General features: G+C 39.8%; 14 protein-coding genes. 9 read left to right on the forward strand and 5 right to left on the reverse strand.

Annotation, left to right across the window (positions count from 1 at the left end; translation table 11 throughout):
- Nucleotides 1-136 precede the first annotated feature (136 nt).
- Nucleotides 137-1117 (reverse strand): aldo/keto reductase, encoded by a 981-nt coding sequence (locus M1D94_RS08085; RefSeq protein ID WP_041850116.1) that lies wholly within the window; start codon nt 1115-1117, stop codon nt 137-139.
- Between the two features lie 135 nt (nt 1118-1252).
- On the opposite strand from M1D94_RS08085, the gene sigZ reads away from it, so the two are divergent.
- From sigZ to M1D94_RS08130, 9 genes are all read left to right on the forward strand, one after another.
- Nucleotides 1253-1783 (forward strand): RNA polymerase sigma factor SigZ, encoded by a 531-nt coding sequence (sigZ, locus tag M1D94_RS08090; protein WP_041850115.1) that lies wholly within the window; start codon nt 1253-1255, stop codon nt 1781-1783.
- 133 nt (nt 1784-1916) lie between these two features.
- Entirely contained in the window at nt 1917-2672 is a 756-nt protein-coding gene (locus M1D94_RS08095; protein ID WP_041850114.1) for a metal-binding protein ZinT, read from the forward strand.
- A gap of 315 nt (nt 2673-2987) precedes the next feature.
- On the forward strand, nt 2988-3455 hold the full coding sequence (locus M1D94_RS08100; RefSeq protein WP_038829673.1) for a MarR family winged helix-turn-helix transcriptional regulator: 468 nt from the start codon (nt 2988-2990) through the stop codon (nt 3453-3455).
- A gap of 151 nt (nt 3456-3606) precedes the next feature.
- Nucleotides 3607-5016 (forward strand): MDR family MFS transporter, encoded by a 1410-nt coding sequence (locus M1D94_RS08105; RefSeq protein ID WP_049141101.1) that lies wholly within the window; start codon nt 3607-3609, stop codon nt 5014-5016.
- A gap of 521 nt (nt 5017-5537) precedes the next feature.
- Nucleotides 5538-6374, forward strand: a complete 837-nt coding sequence (locus M1D94_RS08110) for a transketolase (protein WP_014664745.1) — start codon at nt 5538-5540, stop codon at nt 6372-6374.
- Complete coding sequence (locus M1D94_RS08115) at nt 6371-7324, forward strand: transketolase family protein (protein WP_038829676.1); 954 nt, start codon at nt 6371-6373, stop codon at nt 7322-7324. The genes M1D94_RS08110 and M1D94_RS08115 overlap by 4 nt, the downstream gene beginning before the upstream one ends.
- Nucleotides 7325-7346: 22 nt before the next feature.
- Nucleotides 7347-8105 (forward strand): SDR family NAD(P)-dependent oxidoreductase, encoded by a 759-nt coding sequence (locus M1D94_RS08120; protein WP_277708850.1) that lies wholly within the window; start codon nt 7347-7349, stop codon nt 8103-8105.
- 172 nt (nt 8106-8277) lie between these two features.
- Nucleotides 8278-9618 (forward strand): MFS transporter, encoded by a 1341-nt coding sequence (locus tag M1D94_RS08125; protein ID WP_277708849.1) that lies wholly within the window; start codon nt 8278-8280, stop codon nt 9616-9618.
- Between the two features lie 239 nt (nt 9619-9857).
- Nucleotides 9858-10007: a GapA-binding peptide SR1P gene (locus M1D94_RS08130; RefSeq protein WP_106610757.1), complete on the forward strand. Its 150-nt coding sequence runs from the start codon at nt 9858-9860 to the stop codon at nt 10005-10007.
- 86 nt (nt 10008-10093) lie between these two features.
- Here the strand turns inward: M1D94_RS08130 and M1D94_RS08135 are convergent, their stop codons facing one another.
- The 4 genes from M1D94_RS08135 to M1D94_RS08150 all read right to left on the reverse strand — a co-directional run bounded on the left by M1D94_RS08135 (nt 10094) and on the right by M1D94_RS08150 (nt 14586).
- Nucleotides 10094-10795, reverse strand: coding sequence for a FadR/GntR family transcriptional regulator (locus M1D94_RS08135; RefSeq protein ID WP_038829685.1), 702 nt, complete (start codon nt 10793-10795; stop codon nt 10094-10096).
- Between the two features lie 512 nt (nt 10796-11307).
- Nucleotides 11308-12015, reverse strand: a complete 708-nt coding sequence (locus M1D94_RS08140) for a YrpD family protein (protein ID WP_032726255.1) — start codon at nt 12013-12015, stop codon at nt 11308-11310.
- 380 nt (nt 12016-12395) lie between these two features.
- Nucleotides 12396-13193 (reverse strand): glutamate racemase, encoded by a 798-nt coding sequence (gene murI, locus M1D94_RS08145; protein ID WP_277715454.1) that lies wholly within the window; start codon nt 13191-13193, stop codon nt 12396-12398.
- Nucleotides 13194-13542: 349 nt separating this feature from the next.
- Nucleotides 13543-14586 carry a nitronate monooxygenase gene (locus M1D94_RS08150; protein WP_277708848.1) on the reverse strand — a complete coding sequence of 348 codons (1044 nt, stop codon included), beginning with the start codon at nt 14584-14586 and terminating at the stop codon, nt 13543-13545.
- Nucleotides 14587-14826: the final 240 nt, after the last annotated feature.

Consider the following 14826-nt stretch of genomic DNA (forward strand, 5'->3'; position numbering starts at 1 on the left):
GCGTTTTTGTCGATGTTTAGCCAGCATTTTCAGCATGATGTGGAAAAGACAAGAGACAAACAAGCTCTTGTCTTTCCTAATATGATAGTTCAGTATAAATATATAAGAAAAATGTTAGTATTGAGTAATGAATGTATCACCAGGCGTATGCCTCAGGTGTCTCTCCTCCAGGTCCGGGAAAGATATCATTTAACATGCGGAGAATCTCCTTATCCAGACTGATTTCAACGGCTTTTATCGTATCACGCAGCTGCTCAACCGTTCGTGGTCCAATGATCGGCGCAGTTAAAACTGGATTCGCCAGCACCCATGCCAAAGCCACATTTGCTTCTTTTTCTCCTAGTTCTTTGCATAAATCTGAAAATTTCTCGAGTTGCAAACGATGTTTTTCAATTAAATCTGCTCTTTTTGCTGTACGAATTCCGGCATTGCTTTTCAATGCCTTCCCGCCAAGAAGCCCTCCTGCAAGGGGACTCCACGCCACTACTCCTAAACCAAGATCCCGTGCAGCCGGCAGCACTTCCATCTCAGCTGTTCGTTCTAATAAACTATACTTATGCTGTTCAGTGACGAGTCCCATGAATCGCCGTTTTTCAGCTTCAGCTTGCGCTTTAACTAAATGCCAGCCTGCAAAATTACTGGATCCAATATAGTCTACTTTGCCGGAGCGAACCTGAGTCTCAAAAGCTTCCCATATCTCATCCCACGGTGTCCGCCTATCGATATGATGCATTTGGTACAATTCGATATGATCTGTCTGAAGCCGCTTCAGTGATCCTTCCAGATGACGTCTGATTTTGTATAGAGACAAGCCCCTCATATCATTTGGTCCGTCATTCGAATCAGAAATCGGTTCATATACTTTTGTCGCCAGAACAACTTTCTCGCGGCGCTGTCCTCCTTGTGCAAACCATTTTCCAATGATGCTCTCTGTCAATCCTGCGTTTTTGCCCCAGCCGTAAATATTGGCAGTATCAAAAAATTGAATGCCGTTATCAAGCGCTTCATCCATGATACGGAACGCAGTCTTTTCGTCTGTATCAACTCCAAAATTCATCGTGCCTAAACATAAACGGCTCACCCGCAATCCTGTTCTCCCTAAATAGGTATACTCCACAACAAACCTCTCCTTTATCATTATTTTTTGCAACAGCTGCAATACAATTGATTCAACAATTGTTTCGCTCTTTGTTACGATTAAAAAGACGAAGCAAATGTAAAGCAGACGCAAAATTATAGGAGGTTTTTTCAAATGAATATAGAGGATCTATGGGATCAATTTCATCAGCCGTTAAAAACATATATTTCACATAGGGTTAACGATCAATCTATCGTTGATGACCTCTTGCAAATCGTATTTATGAAAATACAAGTGCATCTCCCAAATCTGATCGATGAACGAAAGATCGACAGCTGGATTTATCGGATCACTAGAAATACGATTATTGATTTTTACCGTACAAAAAAAACGAGCGAAATATTGCCTGATGTTCTACATTTTAATGACAGTGCAGAGGAAGAAAATTTCACCAAGGAAGCAACTGTGTGTATTCGATCGACCATCAAACGGTTGCCTGAAAAGTATCGAGAGGCTCTCGAGTTAACTGAATTTCAGGGGTTATCACAAAAAGAGTTGAGTGAAAAGCTCGGCATTTCTTACTCGGGAGCAAAATCAAGGGTACAACGCGGACGGAGAAAATTAAAACAGCTGCTTGAGGGGTGCTGTCATATTGAAGCGGATCGATATGGAAATATCGTAGACTTTCGTATTTTAAAGGAATAACTGATGAACAAAGTCAGTTATTCCTTTAAAATAGGCCATCCGCATGAAGAGCATTTTCCCTTTGATGTTTGCAAAAGATGTATGTATAATATAAATCGTAACGTTTTCGATTTAATAAAAAAGGAGTGTTGGAATGAACATTTTATTTTCAAAGCCGCTAGGCATATTAACGATTGGTTCATTACTAGTTTTGGCAGGATGTCAGACTTCCGGTTCTTCTGCAGGTGAGTCTAATCAAACAACATCATCCTCAGCAGTTGAAGAAGACTCTTCCAAAATGCAAGAGCAAACATCTGACAGGCATATACACGAACATTCTCACGATCATAGTCATGCGCATGATGAAGAAACAGAAAAAATATATGAAGGCTATTTTAAAAACAGCCAAGTAAAGGATCGCTTACTTTCTGATTGGGAAGGAGATTGGCAATCTGTATATCCATACCTGCAAGATGGTACTCTTGACGAAGTGTTTTCATATAAATCAGAACACGAAGGCGGCAAGACAGCTGAAGAATATAAAGAGTATTATAAAAAGGGCTATCAAACAGATGTTGACCGTATTGTAATCCAGAAAGATACTGTAACGTTCTTCAAAAATGGAAAAGAATATTCTGGTAAGTATACGTATGACGGATACGAAATTCTAACCTATGATGCGGGCAATAGAGGGGTAAGATACATATTCAAACTAGCTAAAAAAGCAGAAGGGCTGCCTCAGTATATTCAGTTTAGTGATCATAGTATTTACCCGACTAAAGCTAGTCATTACCATCTCTATTGGGGGGACGACCGTGAAGCTTTACTTGATGAAGTCAAAAACTGGCCTACCTACTACCCGTCAAAAATGGATGGACACGATATTGCCCATGAGATGATGGCTCATTAAATGAGGATTATTCTATGAAGTATGGTGCTTTTTTATCATAAAGTATGGAATGAAATGTTTATACGCCCCTGTATTAGCTGCTGACCCTTCGCCAGCAGCTTTTTGTCCTCTTTAGTTTTTTGCGTTTCTTCTCTCCGCCGACGGTGAGTTCTAACAAAATAAAGGTGGTCTATAAGCCCGACAGCATCCAATTAAAAGTCAAGGGAAATAGTGTGCTGCCCTAATCTTACTAGTTATCATTTTCTCATTTTGTTGAAATAGAAACAAAAAATGAATATAATATGGCTAGTGCACCAACTGGTGGGAGGGCAGGCCATGAATAAAGAAGAACAGCTCATATTGAATTTCAGAGACTTATTTAACAAGATGGTGTTGCTTAATAAGTCTAAGATGGAAGACAGTTTGAAGGGGTACAAGCCTTCTGAAGTACATTGTATTGAATCCATTGGGAAAAATGCTGATAGCAATGTGAGAAAACTTGCGGAGTCCCTTTATATGACGAGAGGTGCCATAAGTAAATTAACTAAGAAACTGATAAAAAAAGACCTTATTGAAAGCTACCAGAAGCCGGATAATAAAAAAGAAATTTATTTTAGGCTTACTGCGCAAGGAAAAGTAATTTATAACATCCATGAGGAACTCCATAAAGAGTTTCGAGAACGGGACAAAGTCGTTTTTGAACAAGTTACCGAAGAACAATTTGACAGTATGCTCAGCTTCGTGGAAAAGTACAGCAGGCATTTGGATACTGAAATAAAGAAACAGGGAATAGCTGTTAATTAAATCGGATAAATAGAATAAAGAAACCATAGTCAGCCCAACTCTATTGTGAATGGGCTGTCTTTTTTTATTCTTATTTTTGTTGACAAGGAAACAATATGATGATATCTTTTTGTTGACAAGGAAACTAAATGGTTTCTGAGAGGAGAATAATATGTCAAAAGATCAAATAAAGAAATCAGGCTTATCGAAAGAAATTCTCTCGGCTGCCTGGGCAATTGCACTTGGAGCAATTGCCCCAATGCTTGATTCAACTATGGTAAACATCGCCATTGACAAATTAAATAAAGATTTCAGCACGACGTTGGATACCATTCAATGGTCCATTACAGGTTATGTTTTAGCCCTTGCTATTGCAGTTCCTGTATCCGGATGGCTTATGAACAAATTTAACGGAAAGAAAATCTTAATCGGTGCAGTCATCGCCTTTGGTGTAACTTCTGTTTTCGCTGGGGTTAGTTGGAATATTTCTAGCTTTATCTTATTCCGTTTACTTCAAGGGTTTAGCGCTGGAATTATTACCCCGCTTATGTCAACGCTATTGGTTAAAACAGCAGGCCGAGAACATATAGGAAAGGTGATGGCTATTGTCAGCACACCAATGATTTTGGGCCCAATCTTAGGACCTGTAATCGGGGGCTTCATCGTCCAAGCTACATCATGGCATTGGATTTTCTTCATCAACGTGTTCATCGTTTTGATTGCTGCACCACTGATGATGAAAACTCTTCCAGACTTTGAGCCATTCAACAAAAATAGCAAACTTGATATTTTTGGAATTATCAATTTATCCTTAATGAGTGCAGCAATGATATACGGAATTACGAAAGCAGCGGACCATGCATCATTTAACAATAGCGAAACAATCCTATGGGCGGGCATCGGCCTCGCTTTAGCTGTAATTTACATCGTATATAACCGAATCAGAAAAAATCAAACCGTACTCCCCATAAATTTGTTTGCACACAAAAACTTCTTAGCATCCAGCGTCGGGTTATTATTAGCGAATATTGCCGTCATGGGACCCATGTTAATACTTCCATTGTTCTTTCAAAACTTCCGTCATTTCACGGCAATCGAAGCCGCGCTAGCATTAATCCCCCAAGGAGTCGGGATGCTTGTTACTCGGCCAATGATTGGAAAAATGATTGATCGGATCGGTGCGAAATACGTCGTTATGGCCAGTCTTGTTCTTTCGCTTATCGGGTCTATTCCACTTATCTTTATCACCGATAAAACGAGTATGATTTGGATTTCCATCATATTATTCATCCGTGGGACCAGTTTTGGAGGAATTATGCTTCCATTGACGAGTGATGCTTATACAGGACTTGGCAGCAAACAACTTCCAGAAGCAGGTGTTGGTATTCATATTATTGAAAATCTCGGTTCGAGCTTTGGTACGGCTGTTATCGCCACTGTAGTCGCAACTGTCATGCAAGGGTTACAACCAACGATTGCGAATGACTTAAAAGGTTACCATGCCGGGTTCTTAGTTTCTGCAGTTATCCTTGCCACCATCTTCATTCCAAGTCTATTCCTCACACATAAAAAAGCTAAATAGAGAAATGGAAATTGTTGGATTGGTGTGTTTGTATCATATTTAATGTGCTGGAAGCGTTTATGAGACTGAATAATCTTTCGCGGTAAGAGGTTAGCAGAAGCAGCGCCGTTACCCAGCCCAAGATACAAAGAAAAAAGAGGCCTGGTTATAGACATTCCAAGCCTCTTCATACTTTTACTCCCTTCACATGTAACATCTCATCTTTTCCGATTTAGTACATTGATCTAGCTATTTTGATATGAGGGTGTGGTTCTTTCTATTAATTGAGTGGATTTGCTCAAAAAAAGATCTTAAGGGTAATAACCAGTTGACACTGGCGTAGTGTGCTTATGACAATCTGAAATGGAACCAAGCTAGATGTTAAGTATTTGAGCTTTAATCCATTTAATTTTAAATTTTCAAAAAACGGTAGACAAACGCTTTCAGGAGTTGTATAGTGTTCTCATAAGTTACTTGTAATACAAGTGAACAAGTAACTGAGTATTCGTGTTTCTATCTTAATAATGACTGAGGTGATCGGAGTGAAAGAAATAAGTATTGCGGAACTCCAAGAGAAAGCCATTGAGCTTAGGAAAACAGCGGTAACAATGATTTACGAAGCGCAGTCCGGGCATCCAGGAGGTTCATTATCTGCTGCTGATATCATCACAGCCCTTTATTTTAAAGAAATGAAAATAGATCCCAAAAATCCCAAGTGGGAAGACCGGGACCGTTTTGTCTTATCGAAAGGCCATGTGGCGCCTATTCAATACGCTGCTTTAGCGCTGCGAGGCTTTGTCCCTTATGAAAGCGTATACAAATTAAGGCAGTACGGCTCGCCTTTTCAAGGGCATCCTGATATGAAGAAATGTCCAGGGATCGATATTTCAACTGGCTCACTAGGCCAAGGGCTTTCCTGCGGTGTCGGTATGGCGCTTGCAGGAAAACGGGACGACAAAGATTACCGGGTGTTCGCTATGGTAGGTGACGGAGAATGCCAAGAAGGACAAATTTGGGAAGCGGTTCAAACAGCAGTGAAATACAGCCTTGATAACTTAATTGTTTTTGTCGACAATAACCGTCTGCAAATTGATGGATTCTGTGATGAAGTAATGCCACTTCAAGACATCGAGAAAAAGTTCGAAGTATTTGGTTTTGAAACAAAGCGAATTGATGGACACTCGATGGAAGAGATTGTAGAGACTTTAGACATCGTAACAAAAACGAAAAATGGAAAGCCGAAATGCATTGTAGCAGACACGATTAAAGGCAAAGGCGTGTCTTACATGGAAAATATCTGCTCATGGCACGGAGTAGCGCCAAAGGAGAAAGAATACGAACAAGCATTAGAGGAACTGGCAGGAGGTTTAAGATCATGAGCCAAACCGAAAAAGCATTAATCACGAAAAAAGCGACGCGGGAAGCTTTCGGTGATGAAATCGTTCAATTGGGAAAAGAAAATAAAAATATTTACGTAATCGATATCGATATCGGCAAGTCATGCAAAACAGGAGAATTCATAAAACAGCTCCCCCATCAGCATGTGAACGTCGGGATTGCGGAACAGAACGGCGCCGGCCTGGCAGCAGGTTTGGCGACAACAGGTAAAATCCCATTTGTAAGCACTTATGCCGTCTTCGGTTCGCTGCGCATGGCGGAACAAATTCGCCAAGAAGTTTGCTATCCAAATTTGAATGTAAAAATCGCCTGCTCACACGGCGGACTAACGCCGGGAAACGATGGCGGGAGCCACCAGGCGATTGAGGATATGGGCGTTTTAAGATCATTCCCAAATATGACTGTGATCATGGGTGCTGACTACCACTCAACTAGAAAACTGATCAGGCAGGCAGCGAATACGTACGGCCCAATGTATCTGCGTTTTACCCGAGACGCAGTGCCGGTTATTTACGACGAAAATGAAGAATTTATCATTGGAAAAGCCAAACAATTAAAGCACGGAAAAGATATCGCAATCATTGCGAATGGCGATACAGTATATCTTGCCTTAGAAGCGGTCAAACAGCTGGAAGAGCAAGGGATTTATGCAACACTTTTAGACATGCATACAATCAAGCCTTTGGATATAGAAGCCGTGGTAGAGTGTCTGGATATCGGCAATATCGTGACTGTAGAGGATCACAACATCCTGAATGGACTGGGAAGTGCTATATGTGAAGTAGCAGCGGAAGAAGGGAGGGGCCGAGTCAAACGAATCGGAGTGCAGGACCGGTTTGGAGAATCAGCTCCTTATGAGAAGCTGCTGGAAATCAACGGCATTACCATCGAAAACATTATAAAAACGGCTAAGGATATGCTTAGAAGATAAAATATGAAAGTGGGAGAACGCCATGTTTACATTAAATGATCAGGTAGCTATCGTGACAGGAAGTGGGTCTGAAAAAGGAATCGGCAGAACCATTGCATTAACTCTTGCCAAACAGGGAGCTTCAATTGTAGTAGCAGATATGAATCAGACAGGTATTCTAAAAACAGTAGAAGCTATCACAGAAAGCGGAGGGAGAGCGGTTGGTGTAGAAGTTAATGTAACGAATAAAGAATCAGTTGACCATATGATAGCCAAAACACTTGAAGAGTTTGGGCGCATTGATATTTTAGTGAATAACGCAGGAATTTCTCAAAAAGTAACGGTACAGGATATGACATTGGAAGATATGACAAGAGTATTCAACGTCAATATGTTTGGGCTGTTCTTGTGCACACAAGCCGTTTTAGAAACAATGAAAAAGCAGCAATATGGCCGTATTATCAATCTTTCTTCTGTATCTGCAAAAAGGGGCGGCGGCGTTTTTGGCGGTGCCCATTACTCCGCTTCCAAAGCAGCCGTATTGGGCTTTTCTAAAAACCTTGCCCGTGAAGTAGGGATGGATGGTATAACTGTGAATTGCATAGCGCCAGGCCTTGTCAATACCGACATTTGGAAATCACTTTCTGAAGAAGATGCGAAAAAAGTCATTGATAATATCCCCGTGGGTCGCCCGGGTGAAACAAAAGAAATTGCCGCCGCAATTACGTTTTTGGCTGCTAAAGAAGCAGCCTACATCACAGGGGAAGAAATTGATATTAATGGCGGTTCACATATGGACTAATGGATCTATGTAGAGCAGGTATGTTTAACATGCCTGACCCTCTCTATTAAAGACCAAACAAAACGAAAGAAAAAATGTAAGCGTTTAACAAAAAGGGGGGGGCTTTTGTTTCTGAAGAAAATATGATTCTTTTATCTTTGGAGGACAACACTAGGGTTAAGGGGGAATCTTCTTGGACCAATTAGCATTAGAGCGTTCAACAACTCGTAAAGTAACAATCCGGTTAATTCCATTTTTATTCTTATGTTTTATTATCGCAATTTTAGACCGAGTTAATATCGGCTTTGCAGCTCTCCAGATGAATGAAGATCTAGGGTTTTCAAATGCTGTATTTGGACTGGGAGCCGGGATCTTCTTCCTTGGTTATTTCATATTAGAAGTTCCGGGTAGTGCTATCATGACAAAAATCGGAGCCAGAAAATGGATCAGTCGGATTATGATCACTTGGGCCATCATCGCGATATTAATGGCTTTTGTACAAGAACCATGGCAGTTTTATACTGCACGTTTTTTATTAGGTGCAGCAGAAGCTAGTTTTTATCCATGTATGGTCTTTTATTTGAGTGGATTTTATCAAACGAAACATCATGCTAAAGCAATTGCTGGATTTATGCTGGCCATCCCTGGGGCGAATGCATTGGGTTCTCCGCTTTCTACATTTCTCTTAGGAATTGAATGGCTTGATATATCTGGATGGCAGTGGCTGTTTATTTTAGAAGCGATTCCTGCGCTTATACTTGGTGTAATTGCATTTTTTTACCTAGATGACAAAATCGAAGATGTGAATTGGCTGAATAAAGATGAAAAGCGGTGGCTTATTAACGTAACAACAAAAGAAAGGATGGAAAAAGAACAGGTAAAGCACTATACATTTGCTCAAGCCTTAAAAGATCGGGATGTGTTAATTCTATCGATCGGCTATTTTTGCTGGATGATTGGATATTACGGCATTAATATGTTCTTGCCGACGATCTCACAAGGATTATCTGAAACGATTTCTCTAAGCACACAGGGGATGGGCTGGCTGTTAGGTGTTATGTATTTCTGCGCTATGGTGGTTATGATTTTCGTTGGAAATCATTCTGACAAGAAAAACGAAAGACTCTGGCACGTAGCTGCTTGTTTAACTGTCAGTGCTGTTGCAATGGTCATTAGCAGCTATGTAGCAAATTCAAGTGTTATATTAGCATTTGTATTTTTAACAATTGCGTTATGCGGCGCTTTTGGTGCCTATTCTCCTTTTTGGGCAATTCCGCCTTCTTTCTTAACAGGAGCTGCAGCGGGTGGTGCGATAGCATTAATCAATAGTATCGGAAATCTTGGCGGATTTTTCGGTCCATACATTGTCGGTTATATTAAGGATATGACAGGTTCTTTTAATATAAGTATGATTTTCTTAGGCTTAAGCATGATCCTAGCTTCTCTAATTCTTGTAATTCTGGTGAAACAGTCTGGAAAAGCGCTTAAAGTAAAAAATGACACATATAAATCCAGCATTGAAAAGTCTAGTTGAAAAAGGTTTGTGATTAAGAGCCAATGGGTGATGTTCAGAACGACAGTCATTTTTTGAATATAGAAAACTCAAAATCTTGCAAAGTGTCCATAAAAATTTAGGGCTAATCAGCGAAAGGGTGATCCAGGAATGAATACTGTCATTCGGGCTGTGGTCACAGACGTTGTGGGGAAGCGGCCATCAAGCCTTGATTTGATGAGGGCATTTGTGAAATAAAAATGATTGGAGGCAATAAAACCATGGTACAGAAATCAAAAGTGCAACAAGATACGATTGTATGCCAGGTGTGTGAAAAAGTGATCGATACAGTTTATAGTTCTGAAGGTGTTAAAGTGTTATATGGTATTTGTCAAAGATGTTTAGGATCAGAAGACCAAAAAGGAGAATAGGTAGGTAAAGGCGTATAGAAATGGAGGTCATATTATAGCCACTATACGCCAGATTTTTTTAAATAAAGGGCTTGTTCTAACAGAGTTTAGCTTTTCCAATATCGTTCATATAAGTTCTGCATGTGGGCAGTCATTCGCTCAACAGCTTCTTTTTCGTTACGGTCCTCAATTGCTTTAATAATCAGTTTATGTTCCTGAAAATTCACTTCGCGGTATTCTGAACGAGTAACGGTTCGGTCACGAATAAACCGCCACATTTCCTGCTGCTTCATAGCATTTGTGATAGCGGACATGAAGGTAATAAATAAATCATTATGTGATGCTTTCGCAATCCCCATATGCAATTGTTCGTCAGTTTCAGGAACGTACACACCAGACATCGTTTCTTCTTCCATTTTTTTTATTGTCTTCCTAAGCTCCTGAATATCATCGTCAGTCGCTCTCAAAGCCGCAAATTTTATAATTAAAGGCTCAATGTGCATTCTTGCCTCCACAATATCTTCCGGAGATGCTGACTCCATGGAAGCAGAAATCCCATTGGTTATTGTGGTATTCTTAACAAACACACCTTCTCCCTGGCGAGAATAAATGACCCCATTCATTTCCAAGGCACTCAAAGCCTGCCTAACCGGCGCGCGGCTGACACCAAACTGCTCACATAATTCCCTTTCTGAAGGCAGTTTATCACCTACTTTAAAAGAACCTAACTGAATTTCCGAAAGGATCTGATTATAAATTTGTATGTATAATTTTTTATTGGAAACAGGATTGAATTTAATAAAAATCATTCCTTTCAATTGTCATACAAGTATATTTATTATATACCTTTCAGATTTGAAGGGCAAAATAATTATTCCTCAAAATGTTCCTGTAATCGGGAACTAAAAGCCTCTGTGCTTACTAATCCTACGGAAATCAGAGGGGAATGAAAGCAAAAGAAGATTGATTAGAAGAGATGCCCGTCCAATGACTTTTATCCCTTAAGAGAGCGGTATGCATAGTAGACAACTGTAAAAAACAAATGAAGAGAATGTAAAGGGGAACCTTAATTTTTTCCGCGCTTATCACGTAGTATGTAGCTGAAAAGAAGGTGAACACAGACAAGTGATTCGTTTTAAAAAGAACCGCCTTCGACCATAATAAGTGTTAGCGGGTTTCCCGTACAATCAGCTGGCTGTCTAGCTGCCGGCAGGCTGCTTCTTAGACGGCATGAACCAAAGCTAACTGTTAAATCGAAATGAAAAAAGGGCCTTTTAAAGCCCCTTTTAAGCCAATTGCCGCACTGGTTGCTCAACATGTTTTAATTTTTCACAACGGACAAACTGACACTGTTGCCTGAGACTGTTACTTTAGCGAAGTCTTGTGTATCAATTACAGGTGTTATTGCTTTGTTGTCGATGGTGATGTTTGTAAAAGATGTTGAAAAATTTGATTTGATAGATTGGCGTGACCCTGTTGTTGCAACTGTAGCGAGCGCTTTCCATTTTGAGATGGAGCCGACATTTGTTTTGCTGATTTCTGAGATGAGACGGCCGTTGTATCCGGCATTGTTCGTGCCCCAGTATGTAGCGCGGGTATTGCCGTTAAGGTTTTTGTAGATGGTAAGTTGTACGGTGCTGCCGGGACGGAAGCCTTTCGTATTCGTGAATTGGCTTCCTCCTTCGAGGTACTGAACCTGATCCTGTCCTTTTGAACCAACTTTCATATATGGTTTCCATACATTATATTTATCACTGTACTGAAGCCCAATATCGGATTCTGTGCCTCCGCTAAAACCAGAGTAGATGTAGGCTGTCCCATTTGAAACCTGAGTGGAGCTAGGAAGCTGGATTTTCGTAACAAGAATGGCACCATTACTGTTCAAGTAAGCCCTCCCGCCGATTCCATCAGTTAGCTGTGATGCAGCTTCTGCGGTTTTTGGACTAATAATACCCGGCACATCTACTGCACATGTGCCAAAAAGCACGGTTGCCGTAAGCGCACCCGCAAGCAGACCTTTTTTCATCATCATTATTTCCCCCTATCATTATAATTAGAAAACGCTATCATCTTGTATTATAAAACATTATGAAAATAATTCCATAATAAACATGCACATAGATACAGAATTTACACATTATGACTTTGTGCATCTGGCAAACGGTCGATTCGCAATCGTGAAAAATCTCCTGTGAAGTGTAAATGTTACGATAACTTTTCAATCGAGACTTGTGTTTTATTGAAATAGAAAAGCTATAGAGAGGGGGGAGAAATAAGAGGGGAAAGAGAGAAAACACTGTAATCAGATATGTGTGTATAACTCAATTGTTTGTTAGAAAAAAAGTGGGCTTTTTAAGCCCGCTTCTTAGTTCATGTTTCTCTTCAGGAGATTGTCTTTTTCATTTACATTCAATGTCCAACATGACTCCTTTGAGTTTCATCTAATATTTCAAACAATCTTTTGTACTTTGATATGACTACTTGGTCCACAATTTTATGGCCAGAATTGAAAAAGGTGATTGAGCCCGATCCTTTACCAAGCTGGTTACGATCTGCAAGAACTTTTTTCAACTGTTTTGCAGTACCGACACTGCCTGAAATAATATCAACTTTTATCCCAAACAGTTTTTCAAAACTGTTTTTGAAAAACGGAAAATGAGTGCATCCTAACACAATCGTTCCATATTGTTTCAGATCAAAAGAAGATAGTTCGTTCTCTAGATATTTAATGATCTTGTCTTCACCAAAATCAAAGTTCTCAGCAAATTCAACTAGTCCTGGAAGAGCTAAGCAATCAACAAGGTCATGGTGATCAATTTCTTTAACTAGATTATGAAATTTCTCTTCTTTAAGGGTCAAATTAGTAGCAACTACCAGAATCTTTTTTCTTTCCTCTGTACATTTATTTATAGCAGGCTTTACAGCGGGTTCGATTCCGATTATCGGAAAGTCGAAATTTCTCCGAAGATCCTCTATCGCAATGCTAGTAGCTGTATTACACGCAATAACAAGAGCTTTGATATTTTGACTGGCCAGAAATTCAGCTGCATTGAAAATATATTCTTTAACTTTACCCTTTGATTTTTCACCGTATGGAACGTTTAACGTATCTGCATAAAAAATGTAATCTTCATAAGGAAGAACTTTTAGGGCCTCATACAATACAGTCAAGCCACCGATTCCAGAATCAAAAAATCCTATTTTCATCACTTCTCACGCTTTCTGTCTCATTCTTTTTTTATCATATGACTTTATATCATCTGAATCAAACGAAAAACAACCATTTTACTATTCGAATTTAATATGGGAGTTATCGATTTTTCGAATAGATAGCAAAATTTGAGAAGGGGAGATGAGATCGAAATGTTGGTGATGTATTGTGGTTGTGGTGAAATCATTAAGATCGCATCGTATCAATGGGATGATTGGTAACCCGATTCAATTAGCTTTGAAAATGTAGGAGTATTTAGATTTCCAGAGTCAGAGGATGAAATTAAACGAAAAAAAAGCAAACTGCCTGTCGAAGTTTGCTTTTTGCTCTATCAATGAGGTGCGCCTATATTTTTATATCCTCTTGGCAAAGCTGATTTAAAAGCTGCTTAACCGAAATTTCCTCAGTCAATGACCGTATCCCTTGACCTGCCCATAAAGACATCTGATCATGGTTATTTTGAAGTGAAGCCTTCTGTCTCATTGCCTTCGTTAGTGTATTTTGATAAGGGTACGGAAGGGTTTGTGTCTCAAACTGTTCTTTTTCTTCCATCCATTTATTTACGATTCCTCTGGCCTCTTTACCTGAAAATAATGTTGTAAGCTTTGTATCTGCTTCGTTTGCCTCTAGTATTTTCTGTTTATGTACTGGATGTGCGTTACTCTCGTGACAAATTAAAAAGGCAGAACCGATTTGAACGCCTTGGGCTCCAAGGGTTAAAGCTGCTTTTACTCCTCTGTGGTCTATCATTCCCCCAGCAGCTATGACAGGTACGCTCAGTGCATCTGCTGCTTGTGGAATCAGAGCCATTAAACCTACGGCAGATTCACCTTTGGAAGGTAAGAATGCTCCGCGATGTCCACCGGCTTCACTTCCTTGAAGGACTACTATATCCATTCCCCGTTCTTCCATTAACAATGCTTCTTCTACTGTTGAAGCGGTTCCTATTAAACAGCATCCAGCGGTTTTTAGCTCCTTTACTGCGTCTTCAGGCGGCAGATCAAAAGTGAATGAGCAAGCCTTAACCTTGTATTTTAAAATTAGATCAATTTTTTGATAGAAGTCATCCCACTCTTCTTGTACAGATGTGAATTGATTTACTTGATTAGCTAACGGTATGTTTTCTTTCCACTTTTTAATCTGATCTTTTGGTGGCATCTCTAGACCTAGCGGAACAAACACATTAATTTGAAAAGGAGCGTCTGTCAGCTCAAACATTTCTTTTATTTGTTGTTCTAGGAGGTCTGGCGTAAGATACCCCGATGCTAAGCTGCCAAGAGCACCTTGATTCGAAACTGCAGATGCAAGTCGGGGCTTTGTAATACCGCCAGCCATTGGAGCTTGAATAATCGGTTTTGTTAAGGAAAACTTCTTCATAAATTCATTCATACCGAATCCCCCCGTTAAGACATGATTTTTGAAAAAAGTGTCATTTTAAAATTTGCTCAAAAACTCGTATTCGCTTAAATATATCGTTTTCCTTCTTTTTGTCAATCTCTCATACCAGTTAACATGTCGATAAAGCAGGGGAGATTAAAGTGTGTCAAAGATAGTGTCGTCCCATGGCGGCTCTACAAAAAACTGAATATTCATGTAGTCCTTCATAGTTGATATCTGATTTTGAGATGT

Source organism: Bacillus sp. JZ109, from assembly GCF_053903135.1.